Below are 20,063 nucleotides of genomic sequence, written 5' to 3' on the forward strand. Positions count from 1 at the left end.
CAAACTGTAATCAATTTATTTTTGGCGACAAATACCAAAGACTGAAGTGTATCCATGCAGGAAGGTACTTCCTCCTACAGGGCCAATTTCACCATTACAGAAGAAACCCGCCAGGGGGATGTCTTTTAGATAGCGACGAAATAGCTCGGAGTCAAAGTTAGGCTGCCCATAAAGCCCTTCTCCTCGCCCCAGGCAGGAGAACATCAAAGCACCGGCAGATGGAGAATCGTTAGGTGCCTGTTTTTGATAGCGCTGGAGGAGGAGTTCTAAGTCTTCTGCGGAGGTTAGGGCGTCTCGGAGGTGGAATTGGATGCGCTGACCGGGGCGGACGCGATCGCCAATTGCGATCGCCCCCACTCTAGGATCTACGCCCAGTAAGTTGCGGATCAAAAAATCTCCCGGCTCCAGGTTTAACTTAAATTCATCCCGCACCAAGCCTACAAACAGCGAATGCTGTGCCAGCTGTCGGTCTGCCTCGCTCAAATTCTCGATTAATTCCTGTAAGATTTCCAGAGGCGTCCCAGACTTTCCGGCACAGTCATTCACATTGGCACTATCCTCTTGGGGAGTCAGTTCCAGAAGAATATTTCGTTCTCCTTTCGTGATTCGATAAGGCTTCCCAATCGGGCGACAGCCCTGTGCCACAATTGTTTCCATTACAATATTGCCGCTTAAAGCGACGCCAACCGTTCCTTCGCGGTAGAGCTGGTAGTTACAAAATAAACCCGTATTGCTGCCCAAACTGCCAGCGCTAGCCAGTCCTCCCACTTTCACTGACCCTGGATAAGCAAAATCCAGTCCTTGAAGTAAGTCATTAATCTTGGAAGAGAAAGGATCGGCTAACAAAATGAACTGGGGTTCATCAGCCGGTGATACGCCAATCAGGTCAACCCAATTATCCGGTGAGCTATCTAGGTCGGGCAGAGCATTGCTAGAAATCTCAAATGCGCGAACATTGACTCCAGGAAGATGAACCAAGCTAAGGCTTAATGCGGGTTCTTGTTCGACTTCTTCCACTTCGTCCTGCGAATTCATGCCAATGATGCCGCCGCCACCACAGCCAATCAGCGCTTTGATATTAAGTTGTTCTTGCAACAATGGCATCAGCCGTGAATATTCACTCGCATAGGCAGACGAGATGAACACCAGCCCCAAGTCAGCCGATGCCTGCAACGCCAGAGTCGTACGTTCAACCACTTCTGCCACTGCCGCTTCCAAAGACGGACGGGTTGATAAGGCGTTCGTCCACTTGATCTGCTTAGCCATAGGGATTACACAAAAATGCGCTTTTGTAAGCCAATGCTCTTGGGCGGATTGGCAGGGTATCAAAGCCTTATCATTACCCTAACACTCGCAAGGCACAGGTTGTAGAGTCCCTTACTTCAACCCTAGGGGAGGAGTTGGCGAGTGGCAGTAGCGCCTTAACATTAGTTAATATGGTGAAGATAACCATAGATTAGCCGGTTAAGTGTATACTGGCACCTCGGTGAGTCAGAAACGACCAAATCTTAAAAGATAAAGATCGATCCTGTTCAGGTGCTGTCACTTGCTGATATGACAAAGAAAGAACGACTGAAAACTTAGAGTCAGCGAGCAGAACACCTGATTGGAGATTACCGATAACGGTCGAAATTCACCAGGTTTCCTGAATTAAAACAAGAAACGGGGACGAGAATTATGAGCAACATCCAAGACCAAATTGAACAAGAGCGCGAGCAAGCCCGGACTGTGTGCGATACAAAGGGCGCAGGTTCCGGTGAGTGTGCCGCTGCCTGGGATGCCGTTGAAGAATTGCAAGCAGAAGCATCCCATCAGCGGGAAACCAAGCCGAAGAATTCTCTGGAGCGGTATTGTGACGCTAATCCAGGAGCCGATGAGTGCCGGGTCTACGAAGAATAAACTTAATTCAGTGCTAAATGCCGCCAGTCCAAGCTGGTTTTCGCTGCACGAATTCACCGGATAAATTTCTGGCACTTACAAGCAACAAGAACCTGATTGAAGTCGTTCGAGTTGCTTGTTTTTTCGTTTTGCGTAGCTATCTATACCGATATTTGTTTTGATGCGACAGATGCGATCGCTCTGAAGCGGCTTCTCGCGTAAGCCAAAAAAGTAGCGCAGGGGTTTCCCTACCCCTACTGAGCAATCGGGAAACGAATCTAAGCTCCCTGCCCCCACAAGTGAAAAAGAAGCAGTTTTGGAGCGGGAAAGTAAAGATAAGGGAAAGAGAAAAAATTCCCTTTCCTCAAGTGTAGGGAGCTGTTGCAGGCAATTAGAGCAACGAGATTCGTTGAGTGGCAGTTGCACCTAGACAGTTAAAATGAGTGGGTAAAATTCCCCTTTCTGCCATACACAGCCAATGGACAATGACAACCTCTGGTTTCGACCGTTAGTTTGGATGGACTACCGACTAGCGCTACTATTTACTGTTATCATTCCGCTGATTCTGCTGATCTGGGCTTTTATCCAGAAAGCCGATGCAATGGTGCGCTTGTTAATCATCTACTGGCGGGTTTCTAGTCTACTGGCGATTACAATTTACTTGATGATTGCTGGATGGCCTATTTCCTACGTGTCGTCTTTCTTTGCCCGCCTGTTGATTCCCATATCACTCTGGTTTTGGGTAGATATCAACGATGAAATTGACGATCAACCACTGCGTCCTCTAAAGCTAGTGCTAACAGCGTGGCGTTGGGCTGTCAGTGTTTATTTAACATTGGGCGCTTTAGCTTTCCTTCCTTTCCTGTCTTGTGCATTTTCCCCAGGAGCAATCCAGAAACCATTTTGTGACGTTTGGTTAGAAGCACCTAGGATGTACAAACAGTATTTCCATCCCAGTTATACACCTCGATTTTTAGGCTTTTTGGCGATGGTGGGATTGGTGATTTATGTACTTTACTTGAGTTATTTTGTCTTGATCCGGCTGGGCAAGGAGGGACGCTCAGCAATGGAACAGTAAAAACAATTAAAAATTAAAAATTAAAAAATATTGATTTTTTAATTTTGGCTTTTTAATTGTTTGTCCTTAACCTTTTACACCCCGCATCAAATATGAGTAATGCTGTTGGGCAGCGTCTAGAGCGATACACCGCCAAGCGCCCTCATGAAGTCCTGGTTGTCACGGCTGAAATTGCTGGAGAAGAAGACAAAATTGCCATCTTTAAAGGATATTCTAGTTCTTTGATGCGCCCAACAGCGTTCGATCCGGATGTGCCGGTGCTACCAGATAAGGCATCGATTATCTCTATTGATAGAGTTCTTTCCCCTTACAATCCGGAAGCTCCCCATTATATAGAGCAAGGATTAACTTGGGAGGCAATTCAACCCTTGTTGTTAGAGGCGGGAGTTTAATCAACTAGTTAGTTTAGGTTTGCGAAAGCTAAGGAAGTAGGTAAGAAATAAACATTAGCGGCTTAGGTCAGACAAAATCTAATATTTATCTATTGTTAGATTAAATATTTTTAAGGGAAAACTATCATTGAGTATCCCACTGGAATTTCGACTATGCCATCTCCAGACGCTAGCTTTACCCCACACGAACGGGTCGTTGCTGCTAAGTCTGAGCCACAAAGCCAACTCAGACCCCCAGAACCTTCTCCAGACTGGGCAAACCGATTGCTCCATCGTCTCAGTATCCGAAAGAAAATTGGTTTTGGATATGCCCTAACTCTGGCTGTGGCGATTGTAGGAACCGCCATAGGACGTACGGTAGGAGATTATTACTATGAAGATCAATCTAGGGAGAATCTAGAGAGGGTACATAAGGAAACACTTCTTTTCAATGACTTGAGGTTTAACGTCCTAGAGGCACGAAACCACCAGCAACAATTTATTTCTTTAATATCGCAACCAGAGGTATTTAGGGAACACTATGCTCATTTCATGGAGCATAAAGCGGAGGTTGAGAATCGGCTATCTGAAATCAGAGCTTTAGCAGATAGGACTAATCGCCGGGATTTGAAGCAATTTCTTCAAAATAACCAGAATCCGGTAGAAAGTTACTTTCAGCAAGTAGAATCTCTCCTTAAAAAAATTAATGAGTTGAATTTAAAAACGCAGGATGTTTCAGCCGCACAGCAGGTACTGATCGCTTTTACGAATAATAAAGTAGCTACTGAGTTTGACAACTTTTCAGAAGACGTAGAAATCTTAATTACAAACGCTCACAAGGCAGAAGAAGAAGCCTATGAGGGTCTAGAAAAGGCAGAAAAGGTAGGAACCCAGGTTACGATCGCTGCCATGCTACTGTCGAGTGCGATCGCAACCGCGATCGCCATTTATACCAGTCGCGCGATCGCTCATCCGATTGAAGCAGTTACTAAAGTAGTGACTCAAGCGAATGAGGAAGCTAATTTTGACCTGCAAGCTCCTGTCCTTACTCAAGATGAAGTTGGAGTATTAGCGATTTCCTTCAACACCCTCATTCAACGAGTTGCAAATTATACTCAAGAATTGGAGTTCGCTCGCCAGACTTTGGAAAGACGGGTAGCAGAACGGACTGAAGAACTAGAGGGCAAAAATGAGCAGCTAGAAGCAGTTCGTGCTCATTTGCAAGAACTGAATGCTGAGTTAGTGTCTCAAGCTGGTGAACTCAGCCATACTTTGCACGATCTCCGGCAAACTCAAGCCCGTTTGATTCAAACGGAAAAAATGTCTAGTTTGGGTCAAATGGTAGCAGGAGTGGCTCATGAAATTAATAATCCAGTTAACTTTATCTACGGCAACTTGAGCCACGTCAGCGAGTACACGCAGGATTTACTCGCTCTGGTCGATCTTTACCAGCAACATTATCCCAACAGCGCCCCGGAAATCCAAGCTCAAATTCAAGCATTTGACCTGGAATTTGTCGCTGATGATTTGCCGAAAATACTCTCTTCGATGAAGATGGGAACTGAGCGCATCCGTCAAATCGTGCTGTCTTTGCGAAATTTCTCTCGCCTAGACGAAGCGGAAATGAAACCTGTTGATATTCATGAAGGAATTGACAGCACTTTATTGATTCTCAACCATCGCCTTAAACGCGGCATTGAAGTAACTAAGCAATATGGAGAGTTGCCTTTAGTTGAGTGTTATCCAGCACAACTTAACCAAGTATTTATGAATATCTTGAGCAATGGAATTGACGCCTTGCTTGAGCAAAGCCAGCAAACCAGCCCGCAGATTTTGATTCAGACGGAAATAGAAACAGAAAATCCCGGGTTTGTACGAGTGCGGATTAGAGATAACGGTCTCGGTATTCCCCCAGATATTCAAAACAAACTGTTCGATCCCTTCTTCACGACTAAGCCTGCGGGAAAAGGTACCGGGCTAGGACTGGCAATTTGCGCCCAAATTATGGAAAAGCATCAAGGCAAAATTGAGGTGAATTCGCAGCCGGGGAAGGGAACTGAGTTTGCACTAGTCTTGCCCAGCAAACATCCGAATGCGATCGCACTCAGCAGCCGCCTTGAGCTAGAGCAAGCCAACGGCAGACCCTAAGAGAGGTTTGGGTTATTCCGGAAGGTGCTATCCTCCACTGTAAGTGTGTTGTGTGTTGGAGTGGTTTAAAAATATGGTTTCATCCCCAAGCCGTCCTCAGCTCTCTAGTCCTGTGACTGAGGTAGAGCAACCAGGCATCCGGATTGGTAATAATCCTGCTTCCAGTTTCCTCGCGTTGCCAACGACTCCCCTGTTTGGCACCGATGGCATTCGCGGAAAAGCTGGAGAATTGCTGAGTGCATCCCTAGCCTTGCAAGTGGGCTTTTGGGCAGGTCAAGTGCTGCGGGCATCGGCAACCACCTCAGGGCCGGTGATTTTAGGGCAGGATTCTAGAAACTCCAGCGATATGCTAGCAATGGCGCTTGCCGCTGGTTTAACGTCAGCGGGACTGGAAGTGTGGAATCTAGGGCTATGCCCGACTCCCTGCGTGGCTCATCTCACCAGCGCCTCCCAAGCCGTAGGCGGGGTGATGATCTCTGCTAGCCACAATCCGCCAGAAGATAACGGAATCAAGTTTTTTGGATCGGATGGTACAAAGCTACCCCCCGCGTTGCAGCAGGACATTGAAGCGGCTTTAAGAGGAAGGGCGAATTTCGCCACGTTGAATGGTAGCTGGGGACAGCATTATCATCGACCGGAGTTAGTGACAAATTATCTGGACTTGCTGAAGCGATCGCTCGCACCAGGGATCGGGCTAAAAGGGTTGCGAGTCGTGCTGGATCTGGCTTGGGGCGCAGCGGTTCATCTAGCACCAGCGGTGTTTCAAGAGATGGGGGCAGAAGTCATCTGCTTGCACGATCGTCCCGACGGCGATCGCATCAATGTAAATTGCGGTTCGACTCACCTCAGCTCCCTCCAGTCAGCCGTCAAGCAGCACGGTGCCGACTTAGGCTTTGCTTTTGATGGAGATGCCGACCGAGTCATGGCAGTCGATGCCCAAGGTCGCGTCGTTGACGGCGACTATATCCTCTATTTTTGGGGCAATACCCTGAGGCAAGCTGGACAGTTGCCTGGAGATTTGATCGTGGCGACCGTTATGGCGAATTTGGGCTTTGAACGCGCCTGGAAACAGCTAGGCGGTTCTTTCGTGCGGACAGCCGTCGGCGATCAGTACGTACAGGCGGAAATGCTCCGGACTGGAGGAAAGCTGGGTGGCGAGCAATCAGGACATATCCTCTGCCACCATTACAGTCTCACTGGAGATGGCTTGCTGACCGCTTTACATATAGCAGCACTGGTGCATAGCACTGGGCAATCCCTCTCGGAACTGATCGATGGAAGCTTTCAGACTTATCCGCAGCTGCTGCGAAATGTGCGGGTGGAAGACCGCGAAAAGAGACGGCGCTGGCAAGAGTGCGACGCAGTGACAAATGCGATCGCTCAAGCGGAAGCAGCGATGGGAGACCAAGGAAGAATTTTAGTTCGCGCCTCTGGCACCGAACCCGTCATCCGAGTTATGGTGGAAGCCGCCAGTGCCGACTTAACAAATCACTGGACAGAACAGCTGGTTCTCGCCGTCGAACAACATCTGGCGTGATTTTGAGAAAGAGATGCGTGGATAGGTGGATGCGATCGCTAATCCACGCATCTCAAATCATGTATGCCAAAATCGATGGGTACCGGCAGCTTCAAGCTCCCCCATGCCGAAATCAAAGCTAAAATCCAAAAAGTCTAAAAATACAAAACAGCAGTCTCAAACGCCAACCCTAAGTCTTAAGGAGCAGTTAGCCCAAAAGCGCAAGGCGCAGCAGGCGCGAAAAGAATTCACTCAATTTGCCTTTGCCAGCGTGGGGATTGCCGCCGTTCTTGCTATCTTCCTATTTCTCGCCGCTGGACCAAAAGCAGCCTTAGCCTCTTTAGCAATTCCGGCGCTGGGGTTTTCCTACAAATATCCCCGCAAAGCCCTATGGGCATTCCTCCTTTACCTACCGATTAATGGCACCGTCACCTACTGGATTGGTGGCGGAAATCCTGTATTCCAGCTGGCTAAAGATGGAATCTATATTCCCGCATTGATTGCTCTAGTAAAGGACTGTCAAAGGAAAAAGCTACCCATCCTGATTTCTAAAGAGATCAAGCCGAGCTTGTACATTCTGTTAGTCTTTTCTGGGCTGACGCTGTTTCTTGTTAACGGCTTCCTACAATTTTCGGGCGGTAGGTCGGGACAACCCTTTTTGCAGGGAGTTTTGGGTCTAAAAGTTTTTCTGGGGTACGTTCCCCTGGCTTTTTGTGCCTACTATCTGATTCGGACAAAAAAGGAATTGCTCTTCCTGACACGAATGCATCTGGTTCTCGCCATCATCTGCTGTATCCTTGGCTTTATTCAGTACTCGATGCTGACTAGCGGTAGATGTGCTGGTACCAGAGGACTGGTTGCTGATGCTTTGTTTAAGGCAACCCTGGATGCCAAGTGTTTTGTCGGTGGCGCTTTGGTTTACAGCCCGGAAGTCGGGATGATTCGCTTACCAGGTACGTTTGTCTCTCCTTGGCACTGGGCATGGTTCCTGATTTCCAACGCCTTTTTTACCTTTGCAACTGCCTTCTGTGACACTTCGTTTTTCTGGCGGATTGGTGGTTTAGTCGGTATGGCACTTGTCTTTGCCAATGCGGTGATTTCCGGTCAAAGAATTGCCCTTTCGCTGGTTCCCGTCGTCTTCGTACTGCTGCTTGTGCTTACAGGACAAGTAGCGAACCTCAAACGGTTTATCCCCGTTGGAGTCGGGCTAGGTGTGGTGTTGAGCATCGCCGCCGCCGCTAACCCAGCTTTAATTCAGGAGCGGATCGATAGTTTTGTCAGCCGCTGGAATGCTTCACCTCCCCAAGCATTTATTGTGGAGCAATTTAATTGGGCAATGAAGAAACAGCGGGGATTTTTGGGACGCGGTTTGGGAACGGCTACCAATTCCACCCGAATTTTTGGTGATGCAGCGCTGGTTGAAACTTACTACCCTAAGGTTCTATACGAAATTGGCCCGGCAGGCACGTTGGCGTTTCTAGTTTTCGTGACTTGCTTGACAGCGATTACTTTCAAAATTTACCGCTCGGTGAAAGACAAAAGTTTACGCAGTTTTGGTGCCAGTTTTTGGGTTTTGATTTTAGTGCTAAGTTATAACACTTACTGGTATCCCTTGGATACCGAGGTGGCAATTTATTACTGGTTTTTTGCCGGTGTTATTTTTAAATTGCCAGAAATAGATAAGCAGGAACAAGAGAAGCGATTGGCAGAGGAGGAAAATGATGAGGCTAAAACGAAGAAGAAAGGACGCCGCAAATCATCTGGAAAGCGTACTGTCGGCAAAACAAGCCCGGTACCTGCCACATAATTAAGGCAGCGATCGCTCACTATTCAATTGCATTTCGGAGCAGTAAACCGTGAAGCCTTTGATTTCGGTTATTATCCCCACTTACGGACGTGAAGAACCTTTGCGAGACACGCTCAAAGATGTCTTGCTGCAAGACTACCCAGCCTTTGAAGTGCTAGTGGTCGATCAAACCGCCACGCACCAGCCCGAAACTCAAGCGTATCTTGAGGAGTTGGCAAACAGCGGTAAAATTCGTTGGTTTCGCGTAGATTGGGCAAGCTTACCGGGTGCCCGAAATTATGCGGTACGGCGGGCAGTTGGGGAAATTGTGTTATTTCTGGATGATGATGTCCTGCTAAAGCCTGGATATTTAGAGGCTCATGCTCGCAATTATTTAGAGCGTCCGGAAGTGGGTGCGGTGGCAGGGCGAGTATTTGACCGGATGAAGTTGGAAGATTCCGGCAATAAGTTGACGATTGAGGATTTGCCCCCAGAAGCGATGGACCCTGGAATTGCCTGGTACCACATTGACTTAGTGCATACCGTGAAGCCGCAGCGCGTTCTGACTGCCAGAGGCTGCAATATGTCTTTCCGGCGAGAAATTTTTACGAAGCACGGACTGCATTTTGATGAGCGGTTTCGAGGGAGTGCGGTGCGCGAAGAGTCAGATTTTTGTCTAAGGTTGCGGCAGACAGGGTATCAGATTTGGTACGACCCCGATGCTGATTTAGTTCACCTAGGAGAAGAAACTGGCGGCTGTCACGATATTAGTACGCGATCGCTCCAGTACCAACTTACCTTCTATCACAACCACTTTCTATTAGGCTTCAAAAACCTCACCCCAGCTCAATGTCTGCGATTCTTTGCCAAGCTATTTGACTGTCACGTTTTAGGTCATCCCCCTTGTTACAAAAGCGGTTCTCCCATCAAAATCCTTAGTCGCGGTGTTTCCTACACTCTCGGATTCTTTAAAGCATTGGGTACAGTTATTCAATCTAACTGGGCAGATGGTCAAATATACACCCAGCTCGACAAAAAAGAGGCGTAGCTATGGAAAATAAAACAACACCCGATCTTCATGTGCTTCCCCTTTTTCTAAAAGCTTTGCTCATTCTCTCTTTGGTTTTAGGCATTTTTTTGAGGTTTTATCACCTCGACCAAAAAATTTATTCAAATGATGAGACTTTTAGCACCACATACATATTCGGTCAACGATTCTTAGCGGTTGATGATTCGGTAGTTGGAGTTGACGAGCTACAGAAGTATCAGTGGATAAATCCTGATATAAGTTTCAATCAATCTATTCAAAGATTGGTAGTAGAACCCTATGTATTTCCACCTGTTTTTTCAGTGGGAATGCGAATCTGGTCAGAATTGGGAACCCATATATTTAGTAATCCGTTAATCATTCAAAGAAGCTTTTCAGCATTTATTAGTCTTTTTGTTTTAGTAGGTATTTATTGGCTATGTTGGGAATTATTTGAATTTCACCTTGCCGCCTGGATCGCCACAGCTCTAGTCGCTGTCTCTCCATTTCATTTACAATATGCTCAAGTGGTGCGACCGTATAGTTTACTGGCAGTCGTCACTTTATTATCCAGCGCGGCTCTTTTGAGAGCGATGCGAACCAAGACAAAACTTAGTTGGGTAATATATGGAATAACTGCTATTGGTGGTTTATATTCTAATGTACTATTTGGATTTGTTTTAATTGCACACGGGGCCTATGTTTTTCTTACCGAAAGATTTCGATTTAACAGAAATTTAATATGTTATCTACTTGCCTCGGCTTGTAGTGGATTAATTTTTTTGCCGTGGTTTTATCTTTTTATGGCATCGGGTATGTCTTCGTATTCAGTCGATCAGGTATCAAGCCGCATCCCTTTGCTATCACTGATTAAGGTCTGGATAGACAATATAGTAACTACTTTTGTTGATTTTTACGATCCTTGGGCTGGTCTTACTCAAAATTTACGATATTTACAATTATTTTTTACTCCTTTAATCTTAATAATTACTGGCTTTTCTTTTTATCTACTTTTCAAAAAAAATCTAGAACGGGTATGGTTATTTATTTTGACATTAATTGGGATGACAGGAGTCCTACTAATGCTCAAGGATATAATTACCGGAGGTTCTATTACGACCCGTTTTAGATATTTAATCCCTACCGTTTTAGGTTTAGAAATAGTAGTTTCGTACTTTTTAGCTAATTGGTTAACTTCCAAACAATCTTGGCAAAGAACATTTGGAAAAGTAGCAGCATCAGCCGTACTTCTAAGCGGAATTATATCCTGTGTAATTATTGCTCAAACTCCTTCTTGGTCGGCTTTTGGCAGCCCACACTATCCAGCGGTAGCTCGTACAATCAACCAAGCAACTCGTCCTCTAGTAATTACTGATAATTTAGGCCGTGCATTCACGCTCAGCTATCTACTAGATTCAAAAGTACAGTTTAAAATACTGACTAAAAAAGCTAGCTCAGTCAATGTACCAGACGGTTATAGCGATGTTTTTTTATTGGAAGTGTCTAAAGGACTGCTTCAGAAACTAAAGCAAGAGCAGAACTATAAAATAGAACCTGTTTTGGTAGCACAGAATAATTCACCTAAAATACAGGATATTTGGCGTTTAGAAAAAAACTAAAGCTAATAGCCGAAATCTAAACATTCAAAAATAGTTCTTGATATTCGCAATGAAAATTTTAGTTGCCAGTCACACTTATATCGTTGACCTCAACTGCGAGAAACTAAGGGCGTTAGCTCAACTGGAACCCGGAATTGAAGTAACTGTAGTCGTGCCGCGCCGGTGGCAGCCTGGGGGTGTCCAAAATAAGACGATTGAAACTCAGCTGCGTCAAGAAGGCTCTTTTCAAATCGTGCCAGTTTCTAATTTCAGCCAGAACAACCAGGGAATGCTTACCTTTGGGGCTGACTTGATTTCATTGTTGCGCCAGTTTCGACCCCAGATTATTCAAGTGGAACAGGGTTCAAAGGCTTTAGGGTATGCTCAGCTGATTACGCTTAATCGACTGTTAGGGCTGAAGGCCAAAAATGTGTTTTTTACCTGGTGGAACTTACCCTACGAACTAAAATTTCCTGTTTCCTTGCTAGAAGCTTATAACCTACGACACACTCACGGAGTGATTGCCGGAAATCAAGATGGTGTGGATATATTGCGGCAGCGTGGCTACGACGGCCCTAGCAAGGTGATGCCGCAGCTGGGTGTAGATGAAAGATTGTTCTCACCAACACCCCAGCCAGAATTGGCAGCAAAACTGGGGATTCAACCGGATGAATTTGTGGTCGGGTTTGTGGGGCGGTTTGTGGAAGAAAAAGGTCTGCTGACGCTGTTGCAAGCGTTGAAAGGCTTGCAGTCACGCCCCTGGAAATTGCTTTTACTCGGTCGCGGCCCCTTGCAATCGGTACTACTAGAACAAGCCGCTGAGGCGGGGATTAAAGATAAATTGATTTTGGTGGAAAGCGTTCCTCATGACGCAGTTCCCTGCTATATCAACCTGATGAATACGCTAGTGTTACCTTCAGAAACAACTTATAAGTTTAAAACTTTGACTGCCGCTGGTTGGAAAGAACAGTTTGGTCATGTGCTGATTGAAGCGATGGCTTGCCAAGTTCCTGTAATTGGTTCTGATTCCGGGGAAATTCCGCACGTCATTGGAGATGCGGGGTTAATCTTTCCAGAGAAAGATGCAGTAGCTTTGCAAAATTGCCTGGGGCAATTGATGGAACAACCAGATTTAGCCCAGAAGTTGGGTAAGCTGGGTTATGAACGAGCGATCGCGCAATATACAAATACTGCATTAGCTAAGCAGCAATTAGATTTTTATAAACAGTTAGTCAAGAGTCAGTAGTGCTTACAATTGACAACTGACAACTGACAAACAAAATGAAAATTTTACAAATTGTCCCTTCAATTTCTTTAGTTTATGGGGGTCCCAGTCAGATGGTTCTGGGGCTATCGGAGGCACTGGCGTCTGAAGGGGTGGAGGTGACGGTACTAACAACAAATAGCAACGGAGATGTCGGTCAGCCGCCCTTGGATGTGCCTCTCGACCGCCCGTTGGAACAAAACGGCTATCAGGTGCGTTATTTCCCCTGTTCCCCGTTTCGACGCTATAAGTTTTCCCTAGATTTGTTGCGCTGGTTAGCGGGACACGCGACTGAATTTGATTTAGCTCATATTCATGCTTTATTTTCGCCTGTAACCACAGCAGCGGCGACTGTGGCGCGATCGCGTCATTTACCGTATTTAATGCGTCCTCTGGGGACGCTAGACCCCTCAGACTTACGCAAGAAGAAGCAGTTGAAGCAGATTTACGCGGCACTGCTAGAACGTCCCAATTTAGCAGGTGCGGCGGGAATTCACTTCACCAGCCCCCAAGAAGCTAAGATTTCCGAACGCTTCGGAACTTCAACGCCGGACGTGGTGATTCCCTTAGGCGTAAAGCAGCCAGCAATCCTCCCGAAAGGTCAAGCTAGAAAGGAATTAGGCATTCCGGAGACTCAGCCTTTGCTGCTGTTTATGTCTCGGATTGACCCGAAAAAAGGGCTAAATTTACTGATTCCAGCCTTGGAAAAACTTTTAGAAGAGGGTGCTGATTTTCACTTTGTGCTGGCAGGTGGAAATCCGCAAGATCCAGCTTATGAGAACAAAATTCGAGAACAGTTGCAAGCGTCACCTTTACGCGATCGCACGACTATAACCGGATTTGTAACTGGTGAGTCGAAAACTGCTTTACTACAAGATGCCGATTTATTTGTCCTCCCTTCTTACTACGAAAACTTTGGCATTGCTGTAGCCGAGGCGATGTGTAATGGAACCCCAGTGGTAATTTCTGACCAAGTTTATATCTGGGAGGAAATTCAACAAGCGGAAGCTGGCTGGGTTTGTGCCTGCGATGTAGGTAGTTTAACCGAACAATTGCGCGAGGCGCTGGCTGATGCTTTGGAACGACAGCGACGGGGAATCAATGCCCAAGAGTATGCTTTGAAAAATTACAGTTGGAAAGCGATCGCTCAAACAACCATTAAAGCTTACCAACAAATTCTTACAAGCAAAAGTAGTAGCGCGTCCAGTCTAGTTTAGTGGGCTTACTCAGGCCTGAAAAGCTTGAAATGTAAGTTTTCGGACATTTATTTAACCAAGCATTCTAGCCTAGACGCGCTACTACTAATAAGCGGCGTGACCTAATGCCAAACCAGCAACTAGCATTCCTAGAACTAGGAATGGTTGAGCGCTTGCCTGATATTTCACATCATTTTTCAAGGGATCGCGCAGAAAATACATATCCTGAAAAGTGATTTGGGGGATGATGAGTAATATCAAGATTGCCGCATAAAGATTTTGGTGGATGCTAATTAAATACGCGGCAATTCCAGCTTGAAAGATATCAATCATCAGCACGCATATCCAAGCAGCCGTGCCAACGCCAAACATCACCGGAAGCGATTGTAGACCAAGTTGGCGATCGCCTTCAACGCTTTTGAAGTCATTCACCACCGCAATTCCCAACCCCGCCAAACTGTAGAACAGGGTCAGAAGCATAATTGTAGGGTTTAACTCGCCAAACAGCGCGTGACCAGTCCACCAAGGCAGAGCAATGTAACTGGCACCCAGAGCGTAATTGCCCAGCCAGCCATTTTTCTTCAGCTTCAGCGGTGGCGCAGAGTAAATATAGGCGAGAAACGTACCGCCCAAGGCAATGCAGGTGATGGTAGGAAAATCATGCCCCGCCCATCTATCTAAAACGTAGGAAAGCCCTAACCCCGCAAATAACAGTACCAAAATTTGCGTCACCACTTGGGGAACAGAAATGGCACCAGAGGGAATCGGACGGTAGGGTTCGTTAATCGCGTCGATATCGCGATCGTAAAAGTCATTTAAAGTTTGGGTATACCCAACTAAAATAGGTCCCGACAGCAGCATACAAGTAGCGGCTTTCAGGACATTTTCCAACGTCCAAGTGTATTCACCCGAAGAAGCCGCACCGCAGACAACGCCCCAAATCAAGGGAATCCAGGTAATCGGCTTCATCAACTGCAAGCGAATTTTCCAGATAGAAGTCTCGCCAGGAGCCGCACCTTTCATGCCCAGCAGTTGCCGAGTTTTCGCACTCCGCTCAGATGGGTTGTTATCGGTTGTTTGTTGTTTGTCGGTTGTCATTTGCTAATGGGTAATAGGTAATAGGTAATGGGTAACGGGTAATGGTCATTATCAAGTACCCATTACCCATTACCAATTCTCAATGACCAATTAGAACGAAATCGCCAAGTAACTATTTTGAAATTTAGCGCCTTTGACGGGTTGACCGCTCAACTGGGGGGGCAATGAGATATTGCGCCGCTGATCTCCGGCTTCGATAGTAACTTCAGGGCCGTACTGGGTGAGTTTTACCTGCTTTTTATCAAAACCAGGCAAGAATAGACGTACCTGACGACCTGGAATGTCAATCTCGATAGGTTTGGGCAGCCCCGATACTTGGCGCAAATCTGGGAGGGCGTCTATCAGTGGTTGCCAATCACCCGATGGCGAGCTGGGAAGGGCACTGACCGCAAGTGGAGTAAAGTTTTCCGAAATACCTTCTGCGACCGATTCTTGGTTGAGCAGAACACCTCCTACGGTCAGCCCGACTTGTTGGGCACTGCCCCAAAAATACTGGGCGGTGGCAACAGCAGTTGGCGCACCCGTCGTTACCAAATAGGCGGCAACGCGGTTGGGGTCAGCGACTGCGGCTCTCCCTCGCTCTAGCAGATTGTTCACCTCATTGGTGGGCTGTTGGGCAAAGTTATCCCCAGTCCATGACACATTGAGAACAGCGCTGCTAATGGGTTGAATAAAGGGCGAAACGGTTCTCCACAGGTCGGAATCTTCCACGACTTTTCGGAACCGGCGAATATACCAGCTGAGTATCTCTGGCATCCCCAGCATCCGTAGGGTAGTCTGGTCGCCGCTGCCGTCGTAGATGATTACGTCATACTTGCCACTGGCTTCGTACTCGCGGATGGCGTTGAGAGCCAAGGCGCTGTCCATCCCTGGCAGAACGCCCAACTCCTGACCGTAGACATTTTTTAGCAGAGGCGTCCGTAGATACTGCGCTTCCAGTTTTTTGACTTCTTCCCAGCTGCGTTCGAGTAGCACGGCAGACTGGAACTGTACTACCTGTAAATTTTGAGCCAGTTCCTGGGGATCAGGGCTAGGGGACGCCCCCAGGAGCAATCCGAGGGTGGGGCCGGGGTCTTGTCCGGCAAGTAGCACTCGCGCTCCCTTGCTTGCCAGTTGTTTGGCGGCGGCGATCGCGACTGTGGTGCGACCCGTGCCGCCTTTGCCCAAAAACGTTAAAATCAGGGCCATCTGTTCTTACTGTACGGGTTTCAGTTCATCTTCAAAAAACCAAGTGGTCGAGTTGTCGTCAAATTGCACAACGACCCCAACGCCACTACCATCCGTCATTTTGTAGCCTTTGATGGTGCCGACTTTCCCCAGTTTATTAGCAACAGCGGGAGAAACCCTGTCTCTGAGGCGGTATACTTTAACTTTTTGACCGATCTCCATTACTGCTCCGATGCAAATGAACCATTCCGAATCATTCCACAGTTTAGGGCAAAACCTCGCAGATTGGTTTGATCGAGCAGTGGCGAACCGAAGGCCGTCCTCTTAGGACATCGCTTTCTTCCGGTTCAGATGACTTCTGAATCTACGCCCAGGGCAGGTATTTAGACCCAAACTCTTTGCTCTACCGCTTTGGCGTAGCACCAAGATGACTTTGAGGTTGCTAAGCTTTACCTTGGCAGAAGCTGTCACTCGTGAAACTTCTGCTTGTATTGCAGCAAATTTCCTATATCATCTTTAACTGAATAGACTAGACTTGTTACAAAATCCAACAAATGCCAAAAATCGACAATGGGAACTCTAAGGTTTGACTCAGCTTCATAGGAAAAGGTGGCTTCGTGGTTCGGTTGTGAGAGAGTAGCGGGATTTGTTGAAGTCGATGAAAGCAGTTGTTCGCAAGGCTGGCAGGGTGAGGCGTTGGCTTCCGGTAAGTGACCTGTGGTGGGCAAAGCTAGATTTGTTGAGAACCTTAGTGCGGCGGGATTTAGAAGCGCGATATAAGGGTTCGATTCTGGGGAATTTGTGGCCTTTGGTCAATCAGCTGTCGCAGTTGCTGATTTACACCTATGTTTTCTCGATTGTCTTGCAGGTAAAGCTAACTTTAAAGGGTTTGCCCGCGAACAATATTACCTATGGTTTATGGCTATTTGCGGGGTTGCTTCCCTGGATTGCGTTTAACAGTGGACTTACCCAGGCAGCGAGGTCAGTGATAGGGCAACCAAACTTGGTCAAGAAGGTAGTGTTTCCGCTAGCTTTATTACCGCTGGTGCCGATTTTATCGACGTTTATTGAAATTTCGCTTGGCTTGATGGCGTTGATTGTGTTGGTGGCGATATCAACTGGAACTCTACACACTACATTGGCGCTGTTACCTTTAGTTTGGCTACCACAGTTGTTATTGACAGCAGGGTTAGGCTATTTAGCGTCAGGTCTGACAGTATTTTTGCGGGATATTCCTCAGACACTGACAGTTATCTTAAATCTTTGGTTTTACATGACACCAATTATCTATCCAGCTTCAGCAATTCCAGAACAATGGAGATGGGTGTTTTGGCTGAATCCTATGGCAGCGTTCGCCGAAGTATATAGAGATTTGGTGTTGGTAGGAGAGGTGCAGCACTGGCGAGAATGGATGGTCGTCACAGTAGTTTCTGGTGTGATATTTTCGGGAGGGTTATGGATATATCGAAGACTGCGTCCAGCGTTTGCTGATGTACTCTAGACTCGAATGGAATCTGGGATTTTTGGTGTTGGCAGTAGTAGTGTGATGAGTGAAATTGCCATTTCTTTGAAGAATGTATCGAAGTGTTTTAAGCGTTATGTACATCCTGTAGATCGATTAAAAGAGATTGTGTTACCAGGTCGCACTTATGCTCAAGAATTTTGGGCTTTGCGAGACATTAATCTAGAGGTTCTCAAGGGACAAACTGTTGGGATTATTGGTCGGAATGGCTCTGGGAAGAGTACCTTACTGCAAATTATTGCAGGCACTCTGACTCCAACTTCGGGCAGCATTGAGGTAAATGGCAGGATTGGTGCATTGCTAGAATTAGGCAGTGGCTTTAATCCTGAGTTCACTGGTCGAGAAAATGTATTCCTCAATGGAGCTATCCTGGGGCTGAGCCGCCAGGAAATGGAGCAGCGATTTGATGAAATTGCTGCTTTTGCTGACATTGGTGATTTTATAGATCAGCCAGTTCAAACCTATTCCAGCGGTATGGTAGTACGGCTGGCTTTTGCTGTGTCTGTCAATATAGAACCTGATATTTTAATTATTGATGAAGCGTTAGCTGTGGGCGATGCTGCTTTTCAGTTTAAATGCTTTGAAAGATTAGAGCATTTAACTCAATCTGGAGTCACAATTCTATTTGTTTCTCACGATATTGGAGCTGTTAAGCTGCTTTGTGAAGATGTGCTTTATCTTGTCAATGGGCAAGCGAGAGGGTTTGGCTCCCCTGATGATCTGGCAGAGTTATATTTTTTAGATATGCGCGATGAGCAAAGAAAATTGCTCTCAGGAAGCTCACCCGTAAAGAAGAAACATTCGTTAGCTGGCGATAAAGGAATTGCGTTTGGTACAGATGAAGGAAGAATTATACAAGCAGAGTTTATAGATATAGACTGTTTACATGGCACTTTCACACTGGGAGATGAAATAAAAGTTAAATTACAAATAGAATTTTTAAGTTCTCTTAATCATCCTTCTCTTAGCCTATTTGTTCAAGATCGCAAAATGCTTCCTATTGGAGGTCAATATTTAAGACTTTCAAAAACCAATCAATCAGAAAAAATAATTAGGCAAACTGTAATATTTTCATTTAAAGTATCCTTAGCCGCAGGAAATTACTTTTTAACAGCACTTTTAGAAGAGCGTCAATCAGATAATCACTTTTTTCCAATAGACAAACAGTCAAAAATCCTAACTTTTGAAGTTTTACCATCTGGCAGTAAAAAGTTTTTAGGGATTGTCGATTTAAAAATGAAAATCCTGGAAGTATCTGTGGATGAAATTGAATCATAAACCTAGAGAAAAAATTTTATTGATAACTAAGAAACGTTCGATAACAAAAACATATTTTCGCTTAGGTTAAAATTTAAAATTTAAAAAAATAGAGATATCTATGTGGAACTATCAACAACTAATAACCAGATTTATTCAAGTAGAAAACGACACTCCTTTGATAACAAGTTTGACGGCAATTGATGAAGCGATAAAACTGATAGAGCCTGACGAGCATATTTTGGCAGATTGGTTTCAACTTTATGCGCGCGGGCATCGAATGCGGCTAGCATTTGATATTGATTATTTAATGCAGTATGTACCTCAGGAGCATAATATATTAGAAGTTGGATCAATACCGCTAATACTAACTAGCGCATTAAACAAATTTGAATACAATATTTATGGAGTAGATATTGCGCCTACTCGCTTTCAAAGTGCGATAACTAAACTTAATTTAAATATAAAAAAATGTGATGTGGAATTGGAGAGTCTCCCTTTTCCAAATAATTTTTTTGATGCAATTTTATTTAATGAAGTTTTTGAGCATTTGAGAATTAATCCGATTTTTACTATGAATGAGGTTTTAAGAGTTTTAAAACCCAATGGCCTGTTATTCATATCGACGCCAAATTTAAAATCTTTAGAAGGAATTATTAACTTTAATTTTCGAGCTAAAGCTTATTCTTGTGCTGGGAACGTTTATTCAGAATATGAAAAACTCCAAACTCTCGGACACATGGGGCATGTGCGCGAATATACTACATTAGAAATATCTCAGTTCATCCAACAGGTAGGCTTCAATATTCAAGGTTTAATTTATAGAGGACAATACAAATGCAATCCTAGATGGAAACGTATAATTACTAAAATGATTCCTAACTTAAGCCCATTTGTAACAATCATCGCTACTAAAAGTTAGAAAAATAATTAAAATTTGTGTTAGTTTAAAAGCTTTAAATTGTAAATAATAACCTTAGTAATTTAGAGGTTAGCTGATTTTTTTATTAATACATAAAGCTTTAATCACATCTTGAACCGTTCAACCAAAAGAAATGAATTCCAAATAAATCTAGGCTTTACCAAATAAAGTTGTTGATGAGATGTTTCATCAAAAATGTTTTTTTGAATTAATAGTGATAAAATTCATAAAGCAC

17 protein-coding genes are annotated in these 20,063 nt (G+C 45.3%); 13 read left to right on the forward strand and 4 right to left on the reverse strand.

All coding sequences use genetic code 11. The features are described from left to right. Window positions 1–15: 15 nt before the first annotated feature. A complete protein-coding gene (locus tag NDI34_RS17460; protein WP_348233301.1) occupies window positions 16–1,266 on the reverse strand; it encodes an FIST N-terminal domain-containing protein in 1,251 nt (416 codons plus the stop codon). A 411-nt stretch (window positions 1,267–1,677) separates the two neighbouring features. Here NDI34_RS17460 and NDI34_RS17465 point away from each other — a divergent pair, with 411 nt between their 5' ends. From NDI34_RS17465 to hpsP, 10 genes are all read left to right on the forward strand, one after another. Continuing rightward, on the forward strand, window positions 1,678–1,899 hold the full coding sequence (locus NDI34_RS17465) for a Calvin cycle protein CP12 (protein ID WP_190410417.1): 222 nt from the start codon (window positions 1,678–1,680) through the stop codon (window positions 1,897–1,899). 457 nt (window positions 1,900–2,356) lie between these two features. Next, window positions 2,357–2,956 (forward strand): DUF3177 family protein, encoded by a 600-nt coding sequence (locus NDI34_RS17470; protein WP_190410416.1) that lies wholly within the window; start codon window positions 2,357–2,359, stop codon window positions 2,954–2,956. 92 nt (window positions 2,957–3,048) lie between these two features. Beyond that, the gene (locus NDI34_RS17475; RefSeq protein ID WP_190531479.1) at window positions 3,049–3,348 is read left to right on the forward strand and encodes a hypothetical protein; all 300 of its coding nucleotides are present in this window, start codon (window positions 3,049–3,051) and stop codon (window positions 3,346–3,348) included. A gap of 153 nt (window positions 3,349–3,501) precedes the next feature. Beyond that, the gene (locus tag NDI34_RS17480) at window positions 3,502–5,475 is read left to right on the forward strand and encodes an ATP-binding protein (RefSeq protein WP_190984824.1); all 1,974 of its coding nucleotides are present in this window, start codon (window positions 3,502–3,504) and stop codon (window positions 5,473–5,475) included. 73 nt (window positions 5,476–5,548) lie between these two features. After that, window positions 5,549–7,012, forward strand: coding sequence for a phosphoglucosamine mutase (gene glmM, locus NDI34_RS17485; protein WP_190410413.1), 1,464 nt, complete (start codon window positions 5,549–5,551; stop codon window positions 7,010–7,012). Between the two features lie 103 nt (window positions 7,013–7,115). Then, complete coding sequence (hpsL, locus tag NDI34_RS17490) at window positions 7,116–8,798, forward strand: hormogonium polysaccharide biosynthesis protein HpsL (protein ID WP_348233302.1); 1,683 nt, start codon at window positions 7,116–7,118, stop codon at window positions 8,796–8,798. Between the two features lie 49 nt (window positions 8,799–8,847). Further along, window positions 8,848–9,825, forward strand: a complete 978-nt coding sequence (hpsN, locus tag NDI34_RS17495) for a hormogonium polysaccharide biosynthesis glycosyltransferase HpsN (protein WP_339380834.1) — start codon at window positions 8,848–8,850, stop codon at window positions 9,823–9,825. Window positions 9,826–9,827: 2 nt separating this feature from the next. After that, on the forward strand, window positions 9,828–11,423 hold the full coding sequence (locus NDI34_RS17500; protein WP_348233303.1) for a glycosyltransferase family 39 protein: 1,596 nt from the start codon (window positions 9,828–9,830) through the stop codon (window positions 11,421–11,423). Between the two features lie 49 nt (window positions 11,424–11,472). Then, window positions 11,473–12,648, forward strand: coding sequence for a hormogonium polysaccharide biosynthesis glycosyltransferase HpsO (gene hpsO, locus NDI34_RS17505; protein ID WP_348233304.1), 1,176 nt, complete (start codon window positions 11,473–11,475; stop codon window positions 12,646–12,648). A gap of 35 nt (window positions 12,649–12,683) precedes the next feature. After that, the gene (gene hpsP, locus NDI34_RS17510) at window positions 12,684–13,883 is read left to right on the forward strand and encodes a hormogonium polysaccharide biosynthesis glycosyltransferase HpsP (protein WP_348233305.1); all 1,200 of its coding nucleotides are present in this window, start codon (window positions 12,684–12,686) and stop codon (window positions 13,881–13,883) included. Window positions 13,884–13,967: 84 nt separating this feature from the next. On the opposite strand, the gene chlG is transcribed toward hpsP, so the two are convergent. From chlG to NDI34_RS17525, 3 genes are all read right to left on the reverse strand, one after another. Continuing rightward, window positions 13,968–14,960 (reverse strand): chlorophyll synthase ChlG, encoded by a 993-nt coding sequence (chlG, locus tag NDI34_RS17515; protein WP_190410408.1) that lies wholly within the window; start codon window positions 14,958–14,960, stop codon window positions 13,968–13,970. Window positions 14,961–15,050: 90 nt separating this feature from the next. Beyond that, window positions 15,051–16,148, reverse strand: a complete 1,098-nt coding sequence (locus tag NDI34_RS17520) for an ArsA family ATPase (RefSeq protein ID WP_348233306.1) — start codon at window positions 16,146–16,148, stop codon at window positions 15,051–15,053. A gap of 6 nt (window positions 16,149–16,154) precedes the next feature. Then, the gene (locus NDI34_RS17525) at window positions 16,155–16,349 is read right to left on the reverse strand and encodes a DUF2862 domain-containing protein (protein ID WP_348233307.1); all 195 of its coding nucleotides are present in this window, start codon (window positions 16,347–16,349) and stop codon (window positions 16,155–16,157) included. Window positions 16,350–16,785: 436 nt separating this feature from the next. Between NDI34_RS17525 and NDI34_RS17530 the strand changes: the two genes are divergently transcribed. From NDI34_RS17530 to NDI34_RS17540, 3 genes are all read left to right on the forward strand, one after another. Then, complete coding sequence (locus NDI34_RS17530; RefSeq protein WP_348233308.1) at window positions 16,786–17,628, forward strand: ABC transporter permease; 843 nt, start codon at window positions 16,786–16,788, stop codon at window positions 17,626–17,628. A gap of 6 nt (window positions 17,629–17,634) precedes the next feature. Next, window positions 17,635–18,927 (forward strand): ABC transporter ATP-binding protein, encoded by a 1,293-nt coding sequence (locus NDI34_RS17535; RefSeq protein ID WP_348233309.1) that lies wholly within the window; start codon window positions 17,635–17,637, stop codon window positions 18,925–18,927. 100 nt (window positions 18,928–19,027) lie between these two features. Further along, window positions 19,028–19,828 (forward strand): class I SAM-dependent methyltransferase, encoded by an 801-nt coding sequence (locus NDI34_RS17540; RefSeq protein WP_348233310.1) that lies wholly within the window; start codon window positions 19,028–19,030, stop codon window positions 19,826–19,828. Window positions 19,829–20,063 lie beyond the last annotated feature (235 nt).

The organism is Trichocoleus sp. DQ-U1, from assembly GCF_039961925.1.
GTDB lineage: Bacteria > Cyanobacteriota > Cyanobacteriia > Cyanobacteriales > FACHB-T130 > FACHB-T130.